Origin of the sequence: Borreliella afzelii (genome assembly GCF_014202295.1) — a bacterium.
GTDB classification, from domain to species: Bacteria; Spirochaetota; Spirochaetia; order Borreliales; family Borreliaceae; genus Borreliella; species Borreliella afzelii.
The window spans coordinates 119,847-143,630 of the sequence record NZ_JACHGM010000002.1 but is presented as its reverse complement, the minus strand read 5'-3'; the positions used below and the strand labels follow the sequence as shown (position 1 = coordinate 143,630).

The 23,784-nt window shown below is 30.0% G+C and carries 26 protein-coding genes; all 26 read right to left on the bottom strand.

Going from position 1 to position 23,784, the window contains the following annotated elements; translation table 11 throughout:
* Positions 1-12: 12 nt before the first annotated feature.
* From flgE to HNP63_RS02740, 26 genes are read right to left on the bottom strand one after another with little or no spacing between them, the layout of a single operon-like run.
* Positions 13-1,341, bottom strand: coding sequence for a flagellar hook protein FlgE (gene flgE / locus HNP63_RS02865; protein WP_004790254.1), 1,329 nt, complete (start codon positions 1,339-1,341; stop codon positions 13-15).
* Positions 1,342-1,345: 4 nt separating this feature from the next.
* Positions 1,346-1,789 (bottom strand): flagellar hook assembly protein FlgD, encoded by a 444-nt coding sequence (gene flgD, locus HNP63_RS02860; RefSeq protein WP_011600935.1) that lies wholly within the window; start codon positions 1,787-1,789, stop codon positions 1,346-1,348.
* Positions 1,790-1,802: 13 nt separating this feature from the next.
* On the bottom strand, positions 1,803-2,987 hold the full coding sequence (locus HNP63_RS02855) for a flagellar hook-length control protein FliK (protein WP_073999165.1): 1,185 nt from the start codon (positions 2,985-2,987) through the stop codon (positions 1,803-1,805).
* 7 nt (positions 2,988-2,994) lie between these two features.
* On the bottom strand, positions 2,995-3,612 hold the full coding sequence (locus tag HNP63_RS02850) for a periplasmic-type flagellar collar protein FlbB (protein ID WP_183227169.1): 618 nt from the start codon (positions 3,610-3,612) through the stop codon (positions 2,995-2,997).
* A complete protein-coding gene (locus HNP63_RS02845; RefSeq protein ID WP_044052175.1) occupies positions 3,605-4,036 on the bottom strand; it encodes a flagellar protein FlbA in 432 nt (143 codons plus the stop codon). The genes HNP63_RS02850 and HNP63_RS02845 overlap by 8 nt, the downstream gene beginning before the upstream one ends.
* The gene (gene fliI / locus HNP63_RS02840; protein ID WP_004790533.1) at positions 4,033-5,343 is read right to left on the bottom strand and encodes a flagellar protein export ATPase FliI; all 1,311 of its coding nucleotides are present in this window, start codon (positions 5,341-5,343) and stop codon (positions 4,033-4,035) included. The genes HNP63_RS02845 and fliI overlap by 4 nt, the downstream gene beginning before the upstream one ends.
* An 18-nt stretch (positions 5,344-5,361) precedes the next feature.
* Positions 5,362-6,282: a flagellar assembly protein FliH gene (gene fliH / locus HNP63_RS02835; protein WP_011600939.1), complete on the bottom strand. Its 921-nt coding sequence runs from the start codon at positions 6,280-6,282 to the stop codon at positions 5,362-5,364.
* A 14-nt stretch (positions 6,283-6,296) separates the two neighbouring features.
* Positions 6,297-7,331 (bottom strand): flagellar motor switch protein FliG, encoded by a 1,035-nt coding sequence (fliG, locus tag HNP63_RS02830; RefSeq protein ID WP_002556889.1) that lies wholly within the window; start codon positions 7,329-7,331, stop codon positions 6,297-6,299.
* A gap of 15 nt (positions 7,332-7,346) precedes the next feature.
* On the bottom strand, positions 7,347-9,056 hold the full coding sequence (gene fliF / locus HNP63_RS02825; RefSeq protein WP_044052176.1) for a flagellar basal-body MS-ring/collar protein FliF: 1,710 nt from the start codon (positions 9,054-9,056) through the stop codon (positions 7,347-7,349).
* Positions 9,057-9,070: 14 nt separating this feature from the next.
* On the bottom strand, positions 9,071-9,406 hold the full coding sequence (fliE, locus tag HNP63_RS02820; RefSeq protein ID WP_004790129.1) for a flagellar hook-basal body complex protein FliE: 336 nt from the start codon (positions 9,404-9,406) through the stop codon (positions 9,071-9,073).
* Positions 9,407-9,417: 11 nt separating this feature from the next.
* Positions 9,418-9,876, bottom strand: a complete 459-nt coding sequence (gene flgC / locus HNP63_RS02815) for a flagellar basal body rod protein FlgC (RefSeq protein WP_011600941.1) — start codon at positions 9,874-9,876, stop codon at positions 9,418-9,420.
* 23 nt (positions 9,877-9,899) lie between these two features.
* Positions 9,900-10,307: a flagellar basal body rod protein FlgB gene (gene flgB / locus HNP63_RS02810; RefSeq protein WP_004790332.1), complete on the bottom strand. Its 408-nt coding sequence runs from the start codon at positions 10,305-10,307 to the stop codon at positions 9,900-9,902.
* Between the two features lie 33 nt (positions 10,308-10,340).
* On the bottom strand, positions 10,341-11,687 hold the full coding sequence (hslU, locus tag HNP63_RS02805) for an ATP-dependent protease ATPase subunit HslU (RefSeq protein ID WP_004790419.1): 1,347 nt from the start codon (positions 11,685-11,687) through the stop codon (positions 10,341-10,343).
* Entirely contained in the window at positions 11,680-12,228 is a 549-nt protein-coding gene (gene hslV, locus HNP63_RS02800; protein ID WP_011600942.1) for an ATP-dependent protease subunit HslV, read from the bottom strand. The genes hslU and hslV overlap by 8 nt, the downstream gene beginning before the upstream one ends.
* 8 nt (positions 12,229-12,236) lie before the next feature.
* Positions 12,237-13,181 carry a DNA-processing protein DprA gene (dprA, locus tag HNP63_RS02795; RefSeq protein WP_183227294.1) on the bottom strand — a complete coding sequence of 315 codons (945 nt, stop codon included), beginning with the start codon at positions 13,179-13,181 and terminating at the stop codon, positions 12,237-12,239.
* 9 nt (positions 13,182-13,190) lie between these two features.
* Positions 13,191-13,883: a tetratricopeptide repeat protein gene (locus HNP63_RS02790; protein WP_183227167.1), complete on the bottom strand. Its 693-nt coding sequence runs from the start codon at positions 13,881-13,883 to the stop codon at positions 13,191-13,193.
* On the bottom strand, positions 13,884-15,083 hold the full coding sequence (ftsZ, locus tag HNP63_RS02785; protein ID WP_004790736.1) for a cell division protein FtsZ: 1,200 nt from the start codon (positions 15,081-15,083) through the stop codon (positions 13,884-13,886). It abuts the gene before it with no gap.
* A 21-nt stretch (positions 15,084-15,104) separates the two neighbouring features.
* Positions 15,105-16,346, bottom strand: coding sequence for a cell division protein FtsA (ftsA, locus tag HNP63_RS02780; protein WP_004790360.1), 1,242 nt, complete (start codon positions 16,344-16,346; stop codon positions 15,105-15,107).
* The gene (locus tag HNP63_RS02775) at positions 16,346-17,089 is read right to left on the bottom strand and encodes a cell division protein FtsQ/DivIB (RefSeq protein WP_004790296.1); all 744 of its coding nucleotides are present in this window, start codon (positions 17,087-17,089) and stop codon (positions 16,346-16,348) included. The genes ftsA and HNP63_RS02775 overlap by 1 nt, the downstream gene beginning before the upstream one ends.
* Positions 17,090-17,124: 35 nt before the next feature.
* Complete coding sequence (gene ftsW, locus HNP63_RS02770) at positions 17,125-18,219, bottom strand: putative lipid II flippase FtsW (protein WP_004790745.1); 1,095 nt, start codon at positions 18,217-18,219, stop codon at positions 17,125-17,127.
* A gap of 6 nt (positions 18,220-18,225) precedes the next feature.
* On the bottom strand, positions 18,226-19,281 hold the full coding sequence (gene mraY, locus HNP63_RS02765) for a phospho-N-acetylmuramoyl-pentapeptide-transferase (protein ID WP_044051967.1): 1,056 nt from the start codon (positions 19,279-19,281) through the stop codon (positions 18,226-18,228).
* Positions 19,282-19,298: 17 nt separating this feature from the next.
* Entirely contained in the window at positions 19,299-20,690 is a 1,392-nt protein-coding gene (locus HNP63_RS02760) for a UDP-N-acetylmuramoyl-tripeptide--D-alanyl-D-alanine ligase (RefSeq protein ID WP_004790125.1), read from the bottom strand.
* A gap of 22 nt (positions 20,691-20,712) precedes the next feature.
* Positions 20,713-20,994, bottom strand: coding sequence for a hypothetical protein (locus HNP63_RS02755; protein WP_004790263.1), 282 nt, complete (start codon positions 20,992-20,994; stop codon positions 20,713-20,715).
* Positions 20,991-21,881: a 16S rRNA (cytosine(1402)-N(4))-methyltransferase RsmH gene (gene rsmH, locus HNP63_RS02750; RefSeq protein WP_004790398.1), complete on the bottom strand. Its 891-nt coding sequence runs from the start codon at positions 21,879-21,881 to the stop codon at positions 20,991-20,993. Before rsmH ends, HNP63_RS02755 begins: the two co-directional genes overlap by 4 nt.
* Positions 21,874-22,710 carry a hypothetical protein gene (locus tag HNP63_RS02745; protein WP_011600947.1) on the bottom strand — a complete coding sequence of 279 codons (837 nt, stop codon included), beginning with the start codon at positions 22,708-22,710 and terminating at the stop codon, positions 21,874-21,876. Before HNP63_RS02745 ends, rsmH begins: the two co-directional genes overlap by 8 nt.
* Positions 22,707-23,783 (bottom strand): TP_0783 family beta-propeller protein, encoded by a 1,077-nt coding sequence (locus HNP63_RS02740; RefSeq protein ID WP_011600948.1) that lies wholly within the window; start codon positions 23,781-23,783, stop codon positions 22,707-22,709. Before HNP63_RS02740 ends, HNP63_RS02745 begins: the two co-directional genes overlap by 4 nt.
* Position 23,784 lies beyond the last annotated feature (1 nt).

The window sequence follows — 23,784 nt, the reverse complement described above, 5'->3', positions numbered from 1 at the left end:
AACAATTTAAACTTAATTTTTCAATCTTACAAGTTCTTGCAATAATTGATCAGAAGTAGTAATGGTCTTAGCATTTGCCTGAAATCCTCTTTGAGTCACAATCATATCTGTAAACTGCTCTGCAAGATCAACATTAGCCATTTCTAAAACACCAGATCTAATATCACCAAGTCCAGCAAGTCCGGTCTCACCTATTCTCGCTTGACCTGAATTACTTGTTTCTACAAAATTAGTATCGCCTGATTTTGCAAGTCCTCCAGGATTCATAAAAGAAGCAAGAGCAATCTTGCCAAGATCTCGCCTTATGCCATTTGAATAAATGCCAACTATGATACCATTTTGATCAATTTCATAATTTTCCATATATCCCATGCCATATCCATCTTGAATAATAGCCTTTGTGCTACTAGCATCAGCAAACTGAGTGATTGAATCAGTATAGCTTCCAACTGTTCCCAATTTCAAATTTACAGTTTGCTGTTCACCAACTTCACCTACATTTGCACCTAAAACATTAAATGTTATAGGGATTTGAAGAACATCTCCTTTTTGACTTGGCTGCCCATTTAAAGACGCTAATGCTCCTTCATTGTCAAACCCAAGTGTGAAATTTGAATTTTGCTCACCATTTATTAACACTGTTGCATTCCATAAATTGGGAGTATTTGGATCCTTTACAACCCTAAGCTCAAGAACACTAACATTTCCAAAGCTGTCATACAATGACTTATTTACAACCCAAGTTCCACGTGCAATATCTGCCGAACTTGCACCTTCTTGAATTACAGGCAATCTCTTATCAAGATTACAAGCAAAAGTAACGTTTTTAGTAGATTTTGCTCCCTCTTTATCTCCGATTGGAATTATTAAATCCTCAATATCAGAAGCTGTATTTATAACTTTTTCCCCTTCTAAATCTCTTGCCATCCAGCCTTGAATTCGCATTCCATTTGCAGGATTTACAAGATGTCGATCAGAATCCACATCAAAAGCACCAGCTCTTGTATAAAACAAATTTCCACCTTCTTTTAAAATAAAAAACCCATTACCACTAACTCCAAGATCAGATGCTTTTTGAGTACTTTGAAAAGCTCCTTGGGTATGAATAGTATCAATTGCAGCAACATTCATTCCTAATCCAACTTGCTTAGGATTAGTACCACCACGAACATCGGTAGGACGAGAGGCTCCCGAAATAGACTGTGATATCATATCCTGAAAATTTACTCTTCCTTTTTTAAAACCAATTGTATTTACATTCGCAATGTTATTACCAACAACATCCATTCTTGTTTGATGATTCTGAAGCCCAGAAACACCAGAATATAAAGACCTCATCATATAATTACTCCTCCAATCCTACCGATAATATGTTTTTATATACATAATAATTACCATTAACCATAATTTGAGGTATTGCGCCTGTCTTAATGCTTGTGACACGGCCTTCAACAATCTCCCCATCACCATGCTGAAATTTAATTACTTTGCCTAATAAATCCAAATCTTTTCTTATTTCTAAAGAAGATGAAAGTTTTTCAAATGACTTGCTCATATTGGCCATTTGCTCAAGAGCCGAAAATTGTGCCATTTGAGCAATAAATTCTTTATCTTTCATTGGATTTGTAGGGTCTTGATATCTAAGTTGAGTAATGAGTAACTTTAAAAAATCATCCTTACCAAGATTAACCTTATTAGATACATTATCAACCTTAAAATCTGATTCTTTTTTAATTTTACTACTAATGGTTAAATTAGAAATATTTTCAATGCCATTTATTTTACTCATTTAACTCCACCTTCTAAATAATTAAATTAACATTTTTATCTAAATCGTAAGAAAATTCAACTTCTTCTTCAATTTTAAAAAATTTATTGTAACCAAACTGGAAATTTTGATCCTTAAAGTCATCTTTAAAATTTTTAGAAAAAGAATTCAAATTTTCACCTGCAAGAAAAAGATCTAAGCTAGCATTAAAACCACTCTCACCAAGCATTTTATTTAATGAATGCATATTTTGGTCAAAAAGCATTTTAACATTTTGATTGTCTACCACAATCTTTCCCAATAAATTATTATTAGAATCAAGGTTTAAATTAATTCGTATACTACCAAGCTCTTTGGGCTTTAAAACCAACTTAATCTCTCCTGTATTATTCGATTTTAACACAATTTTAGCTTTATCCACAATATTTTTATTAATCTTAAGATTCCACTCTGGCTTTAAGCTGCTGACAAAATCAAAACTATCAAACTCTTTAGAGCTTTTCACATTATAATCAACAAATTCTTCAACAAAGCCCTTTAAAGAGTTGTCTGATATTTCTTTAACTTTATACCTACCAACAAAATTTTGACCATCAATTGCATTTAAGTTAAATTTTGAAAAACCTAAATCATTGTGATCACCATCATTCTTCTTGAAATTTTTAACATCAATGTTAATAACATTTTTTTCTTCCTTTTCATTATTCAAGCTTATCTGATTATAATAATCATCAATCAAGGCAGTTAAAAAATCAAAACCTAAAAAAGAACTTAAATCATTAAAAGCCAAACAGAGTCTTTCAATTTTTTCAAAAAATTTTTCTTTGCTTAGAAAATCAAAATTATCAAAATTAAATGATAAATTTTCTTTAATATTTAAACCTTCAAAATCTAAAAAAATATTCATTCTAGCAATCAAAGATTTCAAATCAGAAACAAAAGCCTCATTCTCAAGTTTTTTTAAAAAAAAGGATTTATTTAAAGGCGATTTTTTTAAATTTTTAGCAATAAGCCCATTATCTTTAAAAAAATTTAAGAAATCAAATACCATTAATTTTGCTTTGGCTAACTTTTTAGATTCAAAAGACATAATTTTTAAAAAAGAACCCATATTCTCTCTAGATTCCGCTTTAGAAACATTTAAATTTAATCCTTTAATTGTATTTAAGAGATTAAATTTGTTGTTATAAGCTTTACTTAAATTTAATAAATTACTCATATAATAACTACTCCAATGAACTAACAGACATTTTTCTAATCAATATAGCAGCTTTTTTAGAATCCATAAGAGACAACCAATAAGGAACAATTGATAGACGGCCTTCCCTTCTAGAAAGCTCTTCAATTTTTCGCATATAAGATATTGCAAGCTCAGGATTCAAATCTTCAAGTCGCTTAACAGCATCTTCTGGCGGCATATTCATTAAATATACAGCTGTTTGTAAAATATTTGCTTCCTCGTCATTATACTTATTTATAATGTCATCTATTACCTTTTGTTTTAAATCTAAATCTTTCTGCTTTTGCTTAAGCTCAAATTCAAGCTTATTCAAACTGTCTTCTTTTAGCTTTAGATCTTCTTTAAGCTTTTCAATCTGCTGATTTTTAATATCAATAGCCTCTCTTTCCTTCACAAGTCTAGCTTCATCAAGAATTATATTAGAATTATGACTAGAAACCAGAGAAGTTTCTCCTAAAAACTTAGTTCTTACAAAATCAGGGAAATACCTTTTGGTATTATACATTCCAAGAAAATCAACAAATAACAAAATAAATAAAAATAAAATAACAATTAAAAATAACAAAAAAAATGCCCTAAAAAAGAACGATAAAAAATTATTCACTTTCAATCCTCAGATCTTGACAAACTTTATAATTTACATACTCATCTAGCAATAAGCTTTCCTTCTTTTCTCTATTTTTAATTATAGAATTATTTAAAGTTTTTATTAATATTTTAATCTTTTTTTCTTCCCTATATTTATCTACATAAATATCATAACACTCATTATAATGCTTTCTAAGTTCTCCAAGAATTTTAAAATTTTGTTTTTTTTTATAATTTAAACAGTCTATATAACCTCTTATGGAAAGATCATCAAAACTATTTAAGCTTTTTAAAAGATTAGGAATCTCATCTGAAAACTGATTTATTTTTGAAATTTTCTTATTTATATTCATTAAATTTCTCTCACTTAACTTTCGATAATAGGTTCTAATGGTTAATATTCTATTAAGCTTTTGTTTTCTAAAGTTTAAATCATTCAAGATAATATTTTCCTTATTTCGTCTTCTAAATTTTCAAAATCAAATGTTTCATTTATTCCTTGAGAAATAAAATCAATAATCTTGGGATACTTGGAAATTGCAAAATCAACATCCTTATTAGATCCTTTAAGATAAATCCCTGTTCTAATAAGATCTTCATAATCTTTATAAACAGACAATAAATTTCTAGCTTTCATTATTAATTTTTGTTTTTCCAAACTCATTATTCTATGAATAGATCTTGAAGTTGAACTAAGAATATTTATTGAAGGATAAATTCCTCTATCAAACAAATCTCTGTCTAAAATAACATGTCCATCTAAAACAGCCTTAATATTATCGGCTACAGGCTCTGCAAAATCATCCCCCTCAACAAGAACAGTGTAAAACCCAGTAACACTTCCTCCATTACCATTAAAACCTGATCTCTCAAGTAAAATTGGAATTTCAACAAAAACAGAAGGCGGATAACCTTTAGCTACCGGAGGTTCTCCTAAAGAAAGAGACATCTCCCTTTTAGCATTTGCAAACCTAGTAATAGAATCAAAAAGTAAAGCCACATCTTTTCCCTGATCCCTAAAGTATTCTGCTATCATGGTAGCAACATAAGCTCCCTTATACCTTGATATGGGTGATTCATCAGAAGTTGAAACAACTAAAACACTTTTTTTTAAACGCTCCTCACCAAGTTCATGTTCAATAAACTCATTAAGCTCTCGGCCTCTTTCCCCAATAAAAGCGATAACATTTACATCTGCATTTGAATTTTTTGCAATCATGCCAAGCAAAGTAGATTTTCCAACACCAGCACCAGAAAAAATACCAACTCTTTGCCCTTTTGCGACTGGTAAAAATCCATCAAGAACTTTAACCCCTGTTAATATTTGCTCTTCAAAAATACTTCTACTGATTGGATTAATTTTTTCAAAAATTAACTCTTTATATTTATTGTTCAAAAATGACCCTTTATTATCAATGGGTCTACCAAGAGAATCAATGACTCTTCCTAAAAGCTCATCACTAAGATTTATTTCTAGCCCTTTATTTAAAGAATAGACTTTATTTCCAACTTCAATCCCACTAAATCCTTCATACGCCATAAGACTAACATAAGGACCATTAAACCCTAAAACCTCAGCACATACCTTTTTATTATTTCTTTGATCAATTAAACACAAATCTCCAACAGCGCACTGAGGTCCCAAACTTTCAACTAAAAGACCTTTTATTTTTTGCACCCTGCCAACAAAAGCAACGGTTTCAATATCACCTACTTGTCTTAAATAATTTTCAAAAAAATTGCTCACTAAAATTCCTTTAGATACTTAACTTAATAACGAAAAATTTTTAAATTTTTCTTCTATTTTATCAAGTTGAGAAGAAATACGCGCATCAATCTCTCCAAAATTAGTTTCAATTATACAGCCACCTTTGCCTATGTTAGGATCTTCTATGATTTCTAAATTTTCTATAACATCAAATCTAGAAATAAAATCACTCTTTTTATGTCTAACAATATCTAAATCATCAAGATTTACACGAATGGTAATTTGTGTTTTATCTTTTACTCTTTTTAACGCATCATTAACATTTTCTAAGACAATATCTTTTTGAGAATCTGTAATCCTCTTAATAACCTTAATTGCAATTTGCATAACAAGACTTACTATCTGACCACTAGAGGACTCAAGAATACCCTTCCTTTCAGCGATCAAAGATGCTATTATGCTATGAAACTTTCTCATAAGTTTGTCAAAATCTTCAAAACCACTTTCATAACCTTTGCTATACCCCTCTTCCCTACCTTTAGCTGTTGCTATCTCAAGATCTGTTTTTAATTTTTCCTCATACTCTCTTGCTAATCTTTCAATCTCAGCATTAGATTCAGTCTCAATAGATTCTTTTTTATAAATAGCTTCTCTTTGTAAAAGATCTGCTTCTTGCTTAGCTGCCTCTAATACTTGATTGGCTTCTACTTTAGCCTCTTCAATAAGCCTCTTAGATTCAATTTGGACTTCTTCTTTGGCAAGTTCTTGTCTTTTAACAAGCTCTTCCTCAAGCCGTAATTTTTCATCTCTTAGAAATTGCAACTCTTCTTTAAGATTAGCAATTTGACTTTCTATGTCGTAAACCTTACCTTCCTTCTCCTTAATTTCCAAAGATTCAAAAACAGGCTTTGCTATCTCAACAAATTCAAACTTTACTGAATTATCAACTTCTGATGATTTATATAAAACCTTAGGCAAACAAAACTCCTTTATCAGACAAGCACATCTTCCTCGCCACCTCTTGAAATAACTATTTCTCCCTGTTCTTCTAATTTTCTAATAAGAGAAACAATTTTTTGCTGGGATTCTTCAACATCTTTTCGCCTAGTAGGCCCCAAAAATTCCATATCCTCCTTAAGCATTGAAGCTGCTCTTTTTGACATGTTTTTGAAAATTTTTTCTTGGACAGGAATATCTACAGATTTTAAAGCTTTTGCCAACTCTTGACCATCTATTTCTCTTAAGACTCTTTGTATAGATCTGTCATCAAGCAAAACTATATCCTCAAATACAAACATTTTCTTCTTAATCTCTTCTGCAAGCTCTGGATCTTCTTCTTCAAGAGATTCAATAATAAACTTTTCTGTCTTTCTATCAGCCATATTAATTATCTCAACAACATTGTCAACTCCTCCTGCTGATGTGTAATCTTCTGAAGAAAGAGAAGCTAGTTTTTTCTCAAGAACTCTCTCGACCTCTCTTACGACTTCAGGAGAAGTTCTATCCATTAACGCAATTCTCCTTGCAACATTGGTTTGCACCTCTGTAGGCAAACTAGAGAGAATAAAAGAAGCCTTTTGGGGATCAAGATAAGAAAGTATTAAAGCAATTGTTTGGGGATGTTCTTGTTGAATAAAGTTTAAAATATTTGCAGGATCTGCTCTTCTGACAAATTCAAAAGGCCTAGACTGTAAAGCAGATCCCAAATTATTAATAATGTCAACTGCTTTTTGAGTCCCAAGAGACTTTTCAAGAAGCTCTCTTGCATAATCAATTCCACCCTTTTGAATAAATTCTTGAGCCATCATTAATTCTTTAAACTCTAAAAGAACATTATCCTTAAGCTCAGAAGTAATTGTCTCAAGCTTTGCTATCTCAAATGTCAAAGACTCTATCTCTTCTTGAGAAAGATACTTAAACACTTTAGAAGAGATTTCAGAACCTATTGAAACCAGCAAAATAGCGGCCTTTTGCTTACCTGTTAAAGCAGAAACATCAAGAATCTCCTTTTCTTTTTTTTCTTCCATATCAATTACTACCTTCTACGCATTTTTCAAAAGCCATGTTCTTATAAGCTTAGCAACATCTTCTGGCTTTTCCCTAGCTAAAAGCTCAGCATTGTTTTGAAGCTCATCGCCCTCTCTAATCCCACCAACAACATCATCAACACCAATATCATCACCACCATCCATTAAAGCTTGCTGACGTCTTAAATGTGCCTGCTTTGCCAATTCTTCTTCTCTAAGGCGTCTTCGTCTTTCAAGTTCTCTAGAAATAGCAAAAAATATTGTAAATACTAAAATTAATAGTGAAAATATTATACTTGCAATAAACAAAAAATATTTAAATCTTTCACTTGCAAAATAATTTTCATCCATTTTTCTAAATTCATTCATACGATCAAAAGAGATATTTCTAACCGTTATTGAATCACCCCTTTCTGGCTTATATTCAAAAGAACTTTGCAAAACATCTTCAATATTTTTTATTTCCTCTAATGCCATAGGCTTATATTCTCTTTTTCTCATTCCGTTTTCTATTACAAAATTTCCCTTCTCATCATACACAAAATTCCAAATACCATCTACGAAAATACCAAGAGAAACACCTACAATCCTAGCGGGCTCTTTTTCACTTGTAGATTTTTTTTCATTTAAAGCAACATTTTTGATCTCTTGAGACTCATTATATTTGCCAGTAATATCGCTTAAATCTTGATATTCAGGAGGAGTATTACCTTCTTGCCCAGGAGGTCCCCATGGACTATATCCTTGCCCCTGATATTCTTTTTTTTGAGTCTGAGAAGATATAATAGTTGAATCACTCACTTTTCTAGTGTTATAAGAAGCTTTTGGATCTTGAGATTGAAGCTCAATAGGAGCATACTCTTTAGACTCTGTAGTTTCTTTTGAAGTATCAAGTTTTACATTTACTCTTGCTATCATAAATCTATCAACAGATAAAACCTTCCCTAATGCGGAATCGATTTCTCCTCTAAGCATAGCTTCATACTTAAGCTTCAACTTACGTTCTTTTTCTGCTAAGTCTATTCTATCTATTCCATCTAGATTAGAAAAATCATTTAAAATAGTTCCACTATTATCAACAATAGCAATATTGTCAGATTCAAGACCTTCAATGGCATACTGAATAAGCTTAACAAGCCCTTCAACTTTTTTTCTATTGGTAATAATATCAGAACCAGGCCTTGGGGTAATCCTAACAGATGCCTTAACGGGCTCTTGTGATTCTTTAAAAAGAGCTTTCTCTGGCATAACAAGATTCACACTAACAGCATCAACATCATCTAAAGCTACAATATGCTGTTCAACCGCTCTTGTAATAGACCTTCTAAGATTAATGCTTCTTTCAAAATCAGTAATAGTCCATCTATCAATATCAAACAAAGCCCATGGATCCATATGAACAGGCACAAGCTCTTCTCTAACAAGAATTGCTCTCATTTTTTTTGCAAGCTTTTCATCATCTAAATAAATTCTTCCATCGGAACTCAAAAAATACTTAACATTTTCTCTATCAAGCCTTTGCGATATCCTATCTAAGAGATATTGGTCTTTAATCTCAACCCCAAAAAGAGCAATACTTTGACTTTTAGTAGAAAACCCTATCAAAAAAACAAAAGCAAAAATCACAAAAAAAATAATCAATCCTAAGGCTATTTTCTGAACCGTACTAGCTTTTTTGAAGATTCCTTTTGCTGAAACAAAGAAATTAGTAAAAAAATTGCTCAAAATCTCATAGCTCCTTAACGAATATTGATTATATCTTGATAAGCCTTCACACCTCTTTCAACAACAGCCTTTAAAATGCTTAAATTCATATTAGCCTTGGACATAGCTATTACAAAATCATGAACATCAATGCTACTAGGTCGAAAAATAGCTTGTTCCATAACTCTAGGAACATTTAATTGACTTTTGTTGACATCAGTAATCGTATTTATTAAAACATCCTTAAATGTTTTAATATCATTGTTTTTGGCAGTGTTTTTAGAACTAAAAAGATTCACATCAAAATGCAAAGGATTTTTTTTAACCAAATTAATATTATTCTCTGTAAAAAAAGCATCTATTCTTACCAATGGTCTCTCCTTTAGCTTTGAAGTATAGCTAATGCACTTCTAAACATAGACTTACTACTATTAATAACAGTAGAATTTGCCTCATAAGCACGAGAAGCTGAAATCATATCTACCATTTCTTCAACTAAATTAACATTAGGAAGCTCTACATAACCTTTTTTATCTCCAGAACTTATTGAATCAGGATGAGTTGGATCATATTTTAACTTTAATGGAGACTTATCTTTTTCAATGCTAGCTACCCTAACTCCTTGCCCAATGCCATTATCAAGATAATCTGGAACAAAAGGCCCTTTCCAATAAGGATTATTAACCCTTGGAGCAAAAATAATCCTTTGCCTTCTATAAGGTCCACCATCAGGAGTTCTAGAAGTAGAAACATTTGCAATGTTATTAGAAATAACATCAATCCTCAACCTTTGTGCTGTTAACCCTGTTGAAGCTACATTAATACTTGAAAACAATCCCATTTTACATTCCTTAAAATATTAATTTATTTTAATACAATATTTATACTTTTAAAATAATGCGCCTGAACATTAGTCATAAGATGATACATCATTTGATTTTGTACAAGTGCCTTGATCTCAGAATCAATGTCAACATTATTGCCATTATTATTCATAGTTGAAAAATGGTCAAGAACTCTGTGAGGCTTGATATCTGAATACTCTGGATTTTTAAGCGCAGACAAATGCTTATCACTAGACTTAATTAAGTTTAAATCATTTTTATCTTTATTTAAAAAAGCCTTCTCAAGCTCTGATTCAAAAGAAATTTTGCTTCTTTTAAAATTTGGAGTATCTACATTTGCTATATTGTCAGAAATAACACTTTGTCTTAAGCTTAGAACATCCAAATACCTATGTGAAAAATCTACAGATCTTTCAAAATCATTCAAATCAAAACCCCCTCTGTTGAAAATTGCTTTTAACTAAATTATATAATAATTTAAATCTTTTTGTTCGTTAATTTGTATTTTTTTATTAACATAGTCCAAGTTTATTTCAAATTTTTTCAACTTACTACCAGGCACCTCAAAAAAAAGATCTGCAAGCACTCTTTCCATAACGCCATGAAGTCTTCTTGCGCCAAGATTTTCATTCTCAAGATTCATATTAAAAGTAAGCTCTGCAATTCTATCTATAGCCTCTTCGCTAAACTTTAAATCCAAATTATAAACCTTAAACATAGCAACATATTGCTTTATTAAAGAATTTTTTGTTTGTTTTAAAATTTTTTTCAAATCGTCTATGCTTAAACTCTTAAGCTCAACCTTAATTGGAAATCTTCCTTGAAGCTCGGGTATTAAATCAGAGGGTTTGGCTAAATTAAATGCTCCTGCTGCAATAAACAAAATATGAGAAGTATCAACTATTCCATATTTTGTATTAACTTTGGAACCTTCAATAATTGGCAAAATATCTCTTTGAACGCCTTCTCTAGATACATCATTACCGCTCCTATTCTTAGCAGCTATTTTATCAATCTCATCAATAAAAATAATCCCCATATTTTCGACTTTAGATTTTGCAATATCTGAAATATTTTCGTGATCAACTAATTTTTCAAGTTCTTCTGCTAAAATTATTTCCTTAGCCTTTTTAATCTTCAATTCTCTTTTCTTTTTCCTATCAAATATATTGCCTAATAAACCACCAATTCCCATATCAATCTCTTCAAAATTACCACCTGTAAATATTTCTATTGTGGAAAATGGCATTTTACTAGAAATTTGTATTTCAATAGTAGTATCATCAAGCTCACCTGCTCTAAGTTTTTTTCTAAGCTTCTCTTTTACCTTTTCTTCTGCCTTTATTTCATTTGGATCTATATTCTCAGAATTGCCAGATCCTTTAAAAAGACTCTCAACTATTCTCTCCTCTGTTTTTATCAAAGCATCTTCTCTTACAGTACTATACATCTCTTCTTTTACCATATTAACTGCAATGCCCATCAAATCTCTAACCATAGATTCAACATCACGACCAACATAACCAACCTCGGTATATTTTGTAGCCTCAACTTTAATAAAAGGAGCTTTAATTAACTTAGAAAGTCTTCTTGCAATCTCAGTCTTTCCAATGCCGGTTGACCCAATCATAATAATGTTTTTAGGCATTACTTCATCTTTTATTTCTTTTGGAAGCCTAGACCTTATATATCTATTAACAAGAGCAATCGATACTAATTTTTTAGCTTCGTCTTGACCTATTATGTACTTATCAAGTTCTGCAACTACATCTTTAGGAACTATATAATGCTCTTCTAATTTATTCATTTTCAATCTCCTCAAGCACAATGTTAGAATTAGTATATATACACACTCTTGCTGCTATTTTTAAAGATCTAAGAGCAACCTCAAAAGCACTTAATTTTTTGTTCTCCATGTAAGCAAGAGCTGCTGAATATGCATAATTGCCACCACTGCCAATTGAAACAACATCCTCTTCAGGTTCAACAACATCGCCAGTGCCAGAAATTAAAAGAATATTCTTAGAATCAGCAACAAGCATCATCGCCTCAAGCTTGTGCAGTATTTTGTCAGAACGCCAATCTTTTGCAAGATCGACAGCCGCCCTTTTAATGTCCACCAAACCATCGCCTTTTGCCTTAATTTTTTCTTCAAATTTTTCAAAAAGAGTAATTGCATCGGATGTTGAACCTGCAAATCCTGCCAAAATTTTTCCATTAAGCAATTTTCGTATTTTAATAGCATTACTCTTTAAAACAGTATGTCCAAAAGTTACTTGTCCATCTGCTGCTACCACCGTCTTCCCATTTTTTTTTATTGCAATAACTGTGGTTCCTTTAAAGCCCATATTACCCCCTATTTATATACCTCTTTTAAAAGTTCTCCAATAAGAACATCAGATACATCTTCACAATCACAACACTCTTTAGAATCATCTTCAATATTATTGGAATCTACATATTTAATATTTAATAAAGTATAAAGATCCTTAACAGTTTTTATCTCTTGAGCACCAAAACTGTGCAATTTTACAGCTCCATCACCAGAAAAATCTAAATCATAAACATAAATGTCAAGCCCTAAATCAAGACCAAGCTCAGCCGTAATCAAAGCCCCTGATTTTAAGGGTGCATAAGTTATAAAAATAGCATCTGACAAGCCTGAGATCAATCTATTTCTTTTGGCAAAAAAATAATTTTGAATTTTATCAAATGGTAAAGTTTCGGTAATTATTCCTCCACCTTGTTCTAAAAGCTTAAGAACATATTTTCGATTTTGCTTAGGATAAATATTATCAATATCTGTTGGAATAACAGCAAATGTACTACTATTCTCATTAATTGCTGCTATATGAGCTTCAATATCAGCGCCAATTGCAAATCCAGAAACAATCTCTACACCATTTTTTGCAAGATGTGAAGAAAATTCTCTTGTTCTCTCAGCAAGAGTTTTGCTAATTCTTCTAGAACCAACAACGGCCCAAGACAATGAAGAAAAATTTGGCAAATTGCCTTTATAATAAATAGCAAAAGGGGGATCATAAATTCTTTTAAGCTTATTAGGATAAAGCTTAGACCCCAGAATAGCAATTTTGGCCTTTGTCCTTCGAATAACTTTTTCTTGCAATTCTACTAATTTTAAATCGGGCAACTTAAATGCCTTTCTAAATGATCTTAAAAGATAAGACTCAATGTCCTTTTGAGTCAATTTAATAATGTCGTTAAAGTCAAAATTATTAAAAAGTTTCAATTTTTCTTTGCTTTTTAAAAATTTCAAATTATCAATATAAAGCAATTTCATCATAAATAATTACTTCAAATTACTCATGATCCTAGAAACACCTTCTTTTTGCTCTTCAGTTGAAGCATTTTTACTAGCTTTATCATAAAACAATATAGCATTACCAAGATCACCTAGCGAATAATAATTTGCACCTCTTAACATGAAAAACTCAAAATAATCCTCACCCATATCCTCAAGTTTATTTAAATAATTTTTAGCTTCAAGTTGTTTGTCAAGATCATACACATACATATTAGAAATAGCAAAAAGAGATTCTTTAAAATCATCTCGAATTGAAAGTGATTTTAAAAAAGAATTTTCAGCAAGAATTATGTATTTTTCAACTTCATCTTTTACTCTTAAATTTTTAGCTAAATTATAAGAAGCAACACCTACATAAAAATGGGACAAATAATTATCGGAGTTAATTTCTAAATTTTTAGTAAAATACTCAATAGCAGGTCCATACTGGCCAAGCTTAAAAAATTCAAGGCCAATCAAATTAAAAAATCTGGCTTTCTTATCAATAGAATTAACTATCTTTAAAATATTTTTATCTTCTTTTTCGATAAATTCCTTATAAACTTCAATCTTAGATTCAGATCCACCGCCTGAAATTTCTAATTCTCTTAATCTAAGCCCAAGATTCAATTTTTCTTTAGATTCGCTACCACAAGATAAAAATAAATTAATAAGTATTATTAACAACAAAATTTTCATTTAATCATCGCTACTTTTTTTATTTAAATTTCTAAGAAATGTTGGAACATCAATGTCGTCATCAAAATAATTTACATTTTTGGACTTTGCTGTAAAAGAAGAGTCTTGATGTTCATAAGATCCAGAAGGAATATTTTGATTGCCTGACATTAAAGTATCAAACTCTTTAGAACTTAAGGTATTATTTTCTGGCACATTTGATATTTCTTTTTGCTTTTTAGATGCAAAACCTGTAGCAACAACCGTAACATAAATCTCATCATCAAGATTTGAATTAATAGCATGGCCATATATTACAGTAGCCTCATCATCAACACTAACAGTAATTATCCCCATAATCTCTTCAAGTTCAAGCAATGAAAAATCATCTCCGCCAGTAACATTAACAAGAAGCCCCTTAGACCCCTCAATACGAACTTCTTCAAGCAGTGGATTGCTAATCGCAGAAGTTGCAGCATCAACAGCCCTGTTCTCGCCCTTGCCATATCCGATTCCCATTAAAGCATCGCCTTGCCCTTGCATAATACTTTTAACATCAGCAAAATCAATATTAACCTCTCCGTGCTCAATAATAAGCCCCGCAATACCTTGAACACCCATTCTTAAAACATCATCTGCACGCTTAAAAGCATCTTTAATAGTAGTTCTTTTGTCAACAACGGTTAAAAGCTTTTGATTTGGAATAATAATTAATGTATCTACGGATTTCCTTAAGTTATTTATTCCTTGCTCAGCAAGTCTCAATTTCTTAGGGCCTTCAAACTTAAAAGGCTTTGTTACAACTCCAACTGTTAAAATACCAAGTTCTTTTGCAACTTGCGCAATAACCGGAGCTGCTCCGGTTCCTGTCCCACCCCCCATACCAGCAGTAATAAACACCATATCAGCACCGGAAAGATGGTTGCGTATAACATCTATATCTTCCTCTGCTGCAGCTTGCCCAATCTCGGGCTTTCCTCCAGCACCAAGCCCCGCTGTAACTTTTGCTCCAAGAGCAATTTTTATAGGAGCAATAGAGGTTTGGAGAGCTTGAAGATCAGTATTAGCCACAATAAATTCAACATCTCTTACTCCATATTCAATCATACGATTAACAGCATTACTACCTCCCCCTCCCGCACCAATTACCTTAAGGATTGTAGGATTTGTAGTAGAATCGAATCTTCTTGTATGGCTATCAATCATATTATAATCTTTCATTAACGCTTCCTCCATGATTGGTCAAAACCATTCTTTCAAAAACCAACCTTTCAACTTTGAAGATATTTTATTTTTTCTTTTAACTTTGCTGCTTACCTTCTTTAATTTATTGAATTTTTGTTGTTCATGCTTATAAAGAACAAGACCAAGAGCTGAAGAAAACTTGGGATCTATATACTCTTCCCCAACCCCATTAATACTCATTGGCAAACCTATTCTTGCGGGGTAATTAAACACTTCTTCTATTAAATTAGAAATACCTGGAAATAAAGCTCCTCCACCTGTTAAAACTATCCCACCATTAATTTTATTATAAAGTCCTCGTTTAAATATTTCCGCTCTCATCATTTCAAAAATTTCTCTCAATCTTGAATTAATTATTACAGCCAGCTCTTTTCTACTTTTCTCTTGAGGAGGTCGAGTTCCAAGATTTGGAATAATTACAGTTTCCATTTGACTTTCTAGAATAGATGGATGAGCAATTCCGGCTGTTATTTTAATATTTTCAGCAACATCCTCGGGAACCTTCCAAACTTGTGCAATATCAAGAGTTACCCTATTAACACCAATAGGAATCACGCCGGTATAATAAGGAGAACCGTCAATATAAAGAATAATATCTGTTGTACCTTTGCCCATATCAATAAACAAAACACCCATCTCACGCTCTTCTTTAGAAAGAGTCGCATAAGATGAAGCTAAACTTCCAAGAACAACCTCATCAACGGCAAAGCCAGCTCTATTTACGCACCTGACTAAATTCTGACTAGAAGAGCTAGAACCCGTAATAATGTGCACCTCTCCCTCAAGACGAATACCCATCATGTCTATTGGATTTTTTATATGAGGTATTCCATCTACAATAAATTCTTGAGGAATGACATGAAGAATTTCTCTATCCATTGGGATGACAATTGCCTTTGCTGCTTCAATTACTCTCTCAACATCTTCTTCGTTAATCTCTCTTGTTCTTGAATTTATTGCAACAACACCCCGTGAATTAGTACCCTCAACACTACTTCCAGACATAGAGACTGAAAGTGATGTAATGTCACATCCTGAAATAAGCTCTGCCGCTTCAATAGAATTAGATATTGAATCAAGAGCCGCTTCAATATTTATTAAAACTCCCTTTCTAACTCCCCTTGATATACTAGTGCCTATTCCAACTATTTCTAATTGATCATTTAAATTTACCTCAGCAACAACAGTACAAATTTTTGAAGTTCCAACATCCAAACCTACTATCAAGTTCCTAGACACTAACTTTCTCCTAACAAAATGATATCACCACTTCTTAAATCTATAACGCCAGGCTTTTCTTTGAGCAAATCAACTGCAAGAAACACTTTATGCATCACATCCATTAAATCCATATCAACTGTTATCAATATTTTATTATATATACTTTTAATATACAAAATTACATTATAATCATAGAAATTCAATTTTAAAAAATTCACCTCTGATATTAAATTATACAAATATTTTTGATTTATTTTAAGATAATCAAGGCCTCTTACAACATTAAGCATTCTATCCTCTAGAAAATCTCCTACATTATTGTCATTTAAAACTAATCCGCTAATTATAGGTAAATCATAAATTAAATACTTACTTTTTTCCAAAATTACACCATCTGATGCAATAAAATAATAAGTAATATTGCCATTTAAGTTTTCCAAAGCAACAGCAACGGGTATTCTTTTCTCTATTTTAATATTGATTTTATTAGGAAACTTAAGATCAACTTTGACATTCTTTATCCTTAAATCTCTTTTAAGATTCTCTTCATAGATTCTAACATTAGCATTATGATAATATGTATTGGGCTTGATTCCTGAAATCCTGATTATATCCTCTTTAGAAAGAGAAATATCATTATTAATGCTAATATACCTAATCAAAAAATAAGGAGACGCAAAAATAATAACTATTATTTCAAAAAAAATTAAAGACATTGTAAAATATATATACTTAATTAAAAATTTTCTCTCAAAAATCATAAACTAACCCGATTTACACTACTAGAAAAATCTAATCAATTATTACTTAAGTTTTTTGCAACATTTGAAATAAGACCAGAAAGTGCCATGGTAACAATAATAGAAGATCCTCCGGATGAAAAAAACGGCAAATTTATCCCGGTAGGGGGCAAAAGACCAATTGCAATTAAAATATTCATTATACTTTGAAGAAAAATTGCAAGACTTGAAATAAATGCTATAAAAAATTTAAACCTACTATTAGAATGAATAGCTATAAAATAGCCAAAATAAAAAAACAAAAAAAATAAGCTTATGGCAAATAAAACACCTAAAAATCCCAATTCTTCTCCAAGAACTGAAAAAATAAAATCAGAATTAGCCTCTGGTAGTTTTCCAAGTTTTACTTCCCCCATTCCCAGACCTTTACCGAAAATTCCTCCGCTTTTTAAAGCATTAAGAGATGCTATTATTTGATAACCTTTACCAGAAGGATCGTCGTAAGGATTGAGAAAGGCAAAAATTCTAGAAACCCTATAAGGTTCAAGCATCAAAAATATAGCAGAAACTGGCAAAAAAGTAATCACAATAGCAAAAACATAACTAAATGCCATATTAGAAACAAACAAAACAATAAAAAAAAGAATAGCAAAATAAATGGCTGTTGAATAATCGTTTTGCAAAATTATTAACACCCAAAAAATTGCAAAAATCAACATCGGCTTCAACCAGTATGAAATACCACTGTTTTTTCCTAGATCAAACTTACTCAAATAAGTTGAAAGATAAATAGTAAAAGATATTTTAAAAATCTCAGAAGGTTGAATACTAATACCTTGAAAGAATATCCATCTCTTTGCTCCAGAAATACTTGGAGATAAAAAAGTTGCCATAATTAAAAAAAGAGTTATAATTAGCACAGGAAATATTGTTTTTTTTAAAAAATTCAAAGAAATTCTTTCAAAAACAAGAAAAACTATAAAACTTAAAAAAAGATAATTAAGTCTTGTGAAAAATAAGAAATTTGGATTACCTGTTAGTTCTAAGCTTAAGAAAAAGGAAGAAGTATAAAAAACTACAAGCCCATATGCTACCAATAGTAGCAAAACAAGTAAATAACACATCCTAAGCGAATTAATCTCTACAAACATAATAAATTATCTGATTTTTATCGTACTTAAAGCAATTATAGCAAATATTAGCCCTATTATCCAAAATCTAATAACAACTTGCATCTCGGACCATCCAAGTTCTTCAAAATGATGATGAAGTGGGGCCATTTTAAATACTCTTTTTTTGGTCTTTTTATAAACTATGACTTGAATAATTACAGACATAGTTTCAATAATAAAAACACCTGCTAGGATTGAAAAAAGTATTTCACTTTTTAAAATCAAAGCTGTCATTCCAAGAATAGCACCCAGAGCCAGACTACCTGTATCTCCCATCATAATTTTAGCAGGATAAGCATTAAACCATAAAAATCCAAAACTACCTCCAAGCAAAGCTCCAAGAAATATTACAAGCTCTTCAGAGCCTTTAATATTTGGAATATGCAAATAAGCTGCAAAATCAGCTCTGCTTGTAATATAGGCAATTATTATTAAAGCTCCCGTTATAACTATACTTAATCCAATTGCAAGTCCATCAAGCCCATCTGTTAAATTAAAAGAATTTGAAGCTGCAATTAAAATAAACATGCCAAAAGGAATGTAAAACACTCCCAAATCCATTTGAAAAGACTTAATAAAAGGAAAATAGATTATACTAACATGCTCACCCCCCAAATAATATAGAATGCTAACAGAAATAAAAGAAAATATTATTTGCCCATAAACCTTGAATCGAGCTTTAAGCCCATCTGAGGTTTTCTTTTTAATTTTTAAAAAATCGTCTATAAATCCCAAAAAAGCAAATCCAAACATAACAAAAACTATAATCAAAAAATAAACATTTAAAATATTGCTCCAAAACACCAAAGAGATGAAAACACAAAAAAAAATAAGAATGCCTCCCATAGTAGGAATTCCTGTTTTTTCACTCAAATGTCTTTTAGGACCATCTTCTCTTAAAATCTGATCGGCCCTTAATTTTTTTAGCCTTAAAATAATATGAGGGCCTACAATTAAAGAAAGCAAAAATGCAAAAATTGTAGCATAAGCCATTCTAAAGGTAATATATTTGAGCAAACGCAAACCTAAAAGGTAAAACATAAGAACCTCATTATCATCTAAATATAATTTAAAATTCTCTCCAATCTGTTGAACCTTGAGCCCTTAATAACAATAAAAACTGAAGGTTCCAAACTTTTTAAAAAAAAATCAATAAATTTATCAAACTCACTAAAATAATATAAATACTTTCCAACTAAATTCTCAGAATCCCTAACATCTAAAAATTCTTCGCCAATTAAAAAAATTTTATCAAAATTCATTGAAACAGCCTCTTGGATTAAATCTTTGTGAGTTTTGTACGCAAATTCCCCAAGCTCCTTAAAAGACCCAAGAACTATAAATTTTTTATTTTGGATATTAAGGTCCAAAATCATATTTTTTAAGGCCATAAAAGAACCCATATTGCCATTATAAGAATCATTTAAAATTAAGTATCCATTTTTTGTCAAAATTTCTGCCCTACCCTTTTGAAAAGTGGTTTCAATAAGCCCTTCTCTTATTTCTTTTTCTCTCATTCCCAAAAATAGGGCCAAATTAATACAACCTATTGCATTAAAAATATTATGCCGACCTAACAATAAAATAGAGTACTCAAACCCTTTGTAAACAAAATCATAAGAAAATTTCCCTTCCGAAAAAGAAAATGATTTAATATTAAGATTTTCATAATCAAAATAAACGATTTTAACATTTGGATTTGCGATTTTCGCTCTTTTTTCAAGATAAACACAATAATCATTCATTTCATTTACAACAAAGATTTCAATATTTTTGCCAATTATTTTGCTTTTCTCAAAAGCAATAGCTTGTAACCCCCTGAAAGCTTGCATATGTGCATAACTTATATTCGTAATAATAACAATTTCGGGTTTTAAAATTTGGGATAAAAGATCCATTTCTCCAACATAACTAATTCCAACTTCAAAAACAGCATATTCTTCATTACCTTCTACCCTTAAAATACTAAGAGGAAGCCCAATGTCAGAATTTAAATTACCCCAAGTTTTGTAAGTTTTATATTTCTTTGAAAGTATACTATAAAGTATTTCTTTGGTTGTGGTTTTGCCATTACTGCCCGTAATAGCAATTCTTTTAAAGCTTGTCCTTTTAATTAAAAACGATGCTAAAGTTTGAAGAAGTTTTATTACATTGCTTGTAAGTAAAAAAACCAACCCTTCATTATCATTTAAATATTCAATACACTCAGATTCATGATCTCTTGAACATATAAAACATTTAACACCCAAATCAATTAAATATTTAACAAAAGAAAATCCATCTACTTTATTTCCCTTATATGCAAAATAAAGACTACCGTTAATATTATTATCATTTATTTCGCGACTATCTAGAGAGTAAAATGACACTACTTTTTCAATATTTTTTATATTCCCTACAAACTTCACATCTTTAGAAGAGATTAAAATATCTTTAATCTTTATACGCACTCAAACCTCATTCTAAAATCCTCTATTCAATAAAAATATTTATATCTTCATTGGCTTTTTTTTCTAAATTTAATTCTCCAAAACAAAAACTCTCTATTCTATTAATATCTTCAAGTTCATATATTACTGTCAGCAATCTTAAATTATCGTCAATAATATTTTCCTGTTCATTGTTTAAGTGATTAAATTCTCTAAGCTTTACAACATATCTGAAATTTAAGTAAATATTAAAACATACTATAACTGTTAGTATTAAAATTAAAATACAATAAACTTCAAACTCAATCTTACTTATACTATTCATATTTTTTTTACAGCTCTAAGCTTTGCACTCCTTGAAGGCTTGTTTTTTTTAATCTCATCAGAACTTGGAATAATAGGCTTTTTTGAAATCTTAACATACAAATCACAGCTTAAACTTCTAAAAAAATCTTTTACAATGCGATCCTCTATTGAATGAAACGTAATAATAGCCAAAATTCCATCTTTGGCTAAATTTTCTACCCACAAAGGCAAGCTCCTTTTAAGCCTAGCAAGCTCATCATTCACATAAATTCTTAACGCTTGAAAAGTTTTTGTAGCTGGATTTATTTTAACTTTTGAAAAAGGATAAACTTTGTTTATTATAGATTGCAACTCTTTTGTAGTTTGTATTTTTTTAATTTTCCGATATTCTACAATAGCTTTAGAAATTCTTCTAGAATAATGTTCATTACTTAGATTGTAAATTAAACTTTCAAGGTCATATTTACTAAAAGTGTTTACAATCTCAGCTGCACTAATACTACAAGAAGAAGAACAAAGTCTCATATCCAAAGGCTCATCTTCAAGAAAAGAAAATCCTTTTTTACTATCCTTGTAATGAAACATAGAAATACCAAGATCAACTAAAATAAAATTGGCTTTGACATTTAAAGGATAATTAGCAAAAAAATTATCAAACCAATCATTAAAATATGTAATTCTATCTTTAAAAATAAGAAGAAACTGCTTTGCTCTTTCTAAAATTTGTGAATCTCTTTCAATTCCAACCAAACTTAAAAAGTCATATTTCTCAAGAATCGCTTTTGCATGAGCACCTTCTCCAAGAGTAGAGTCAATGTATATTAAATCGCTTTTTACAGGCAAATCTTCTATAAGCTTGCAAATTGCATCAAGAAGTACTGGAAAATGAAAAACATTATTATTCATTTAATTTAAACCTATAAATTATTTTTTTTTCATTTCCATAAACATCACCATATCTTATTTTAAGCTCATTCTTGCCTTTAATAAAATTAAGATCATTTATTTTAAGGCATCCGCCATCTTTTTTAATATTCAAAATATCTAATCCATAATTTTTCTCTTGAGCTAAGGCATACGTATTATTAATTAAGAAAATATTTTGAAAATCTGAACGAAAAATACTTTTATTATTCAAAATAGCCTCAAAATAATAAATTCCTTTAAGAGAATTTTCAAAAGATTCTACTTTTTGAGTATGAAAATATAATAAAAGGCTATATTGACCAGAATCGACATTTAAATTTATATTTTTTGATAATTCCAATCTTTCATCATCGCCTTTTCCTTTTAAAAAAACCCTGTCTAAAACATAGATTGTATCAGCAACTACATTGTTTCTATTCTTAATAACAAATAAAGGATTGACAATCTTTTTAGCACTAGGATCATTAACTACTAAATCAATAACACTCTTTTCATCCTTTAAAAAAATCTTTCCAAGTTTATAAAAAAACCCTCCTAAAACCTCTAAATTCAAATTTAAATCATTGTCAAAAATGATTAAAATACTACTATCTCCATCTGGCCTATTTTTTGAATATAAGATTTTATAATTATTAGAAAAAACAGATATGGTCTTTTCCAAGGGCCTTAACCTTACTCCAATATTCAATTTATTATTATCCAATACACCAAAATCTTTAACTAAAGCAAACTTTTCATCATTCCTAAATTCCAAAAATGAATATAAATCTAAAATATTAAAGAAAAATATAAAAATAATTAAAATCACTGCCCCAATCCTAAATATTTTAAATCATTATTACTATTAAAGTATAAAAGCCCTTTTCCATATTCAACAAAAGAGCTTATTTCATCTTTAATAAAAACATTATCAAATAATCTAAAAGAATTTGCAGAATAAGTTCTTATATTAATAATTTTCTCACTCTCAAAATAAAAATATACTCTGTAAACATTTTGAAAATAATCATATGCTACTCTTAAAATAGAATTTCTATTTTCAACTTTAAATATTCTACCACTTTTAATATTTATCACCATAAGTGAATTTTTACCCTCAATAAACAAATTATGATAATCATCTATTTTTATAAAAGTCTCAAAATTATTAATAGTTAAATTGTTTAATTCTAGAATTTTTTTATAATTACCCTCTAAATCAATTATTTCTAAAAAATACTCGGAATTACCTTTTAGTGAAACTAAATATTTATTATCAGAGCTTAATTTGACAAAACATGTTGGAAATTTCCTCTCTAAAAAATTTTCCTCATAAACTATCTTGCCTTGTTTATATATATAAATCTCACCATTAGAAAGTCCCAAAACCAAAACTTCATTATTATAATCCACACTTAAAATTGAAGACAAAAAATTGAGCACTAGTAAATTAGTGCCACCAGAATCATAAATCTCTAAAGTTTTATACAAATTGTTTAAAGTAAAAATCAAGTTATTTATTACAAAAACGAAATCTTTAAACTTAAGTGTAAATAAAAATTTATTGTTTTTAACAGAAAAAACAGAATAATCCCCACTAGAATTTAAAAGCACATAATAATAGTCTGAATAGCTTATTAGGTTATTACTTAAAAGAGAATAACAAGACTCCCTGAAATTAAGACTTAAAACCTTATTTGCTACAAAAACATTTTTACTTAAATTTATATTTTTATAATCAGATTTATTTTCAAAATTCTTAAAATCATAAAAATTAGATGCACTCATAGTAGATCTTATAAAAAGATCAATCAAAATTATAAATAATAACAACAAAATTAAATTCAAAAAATTTTTTAATTTTCTGAATTTAATTGTGCCCTCTTCTACATTAAAACTCAAT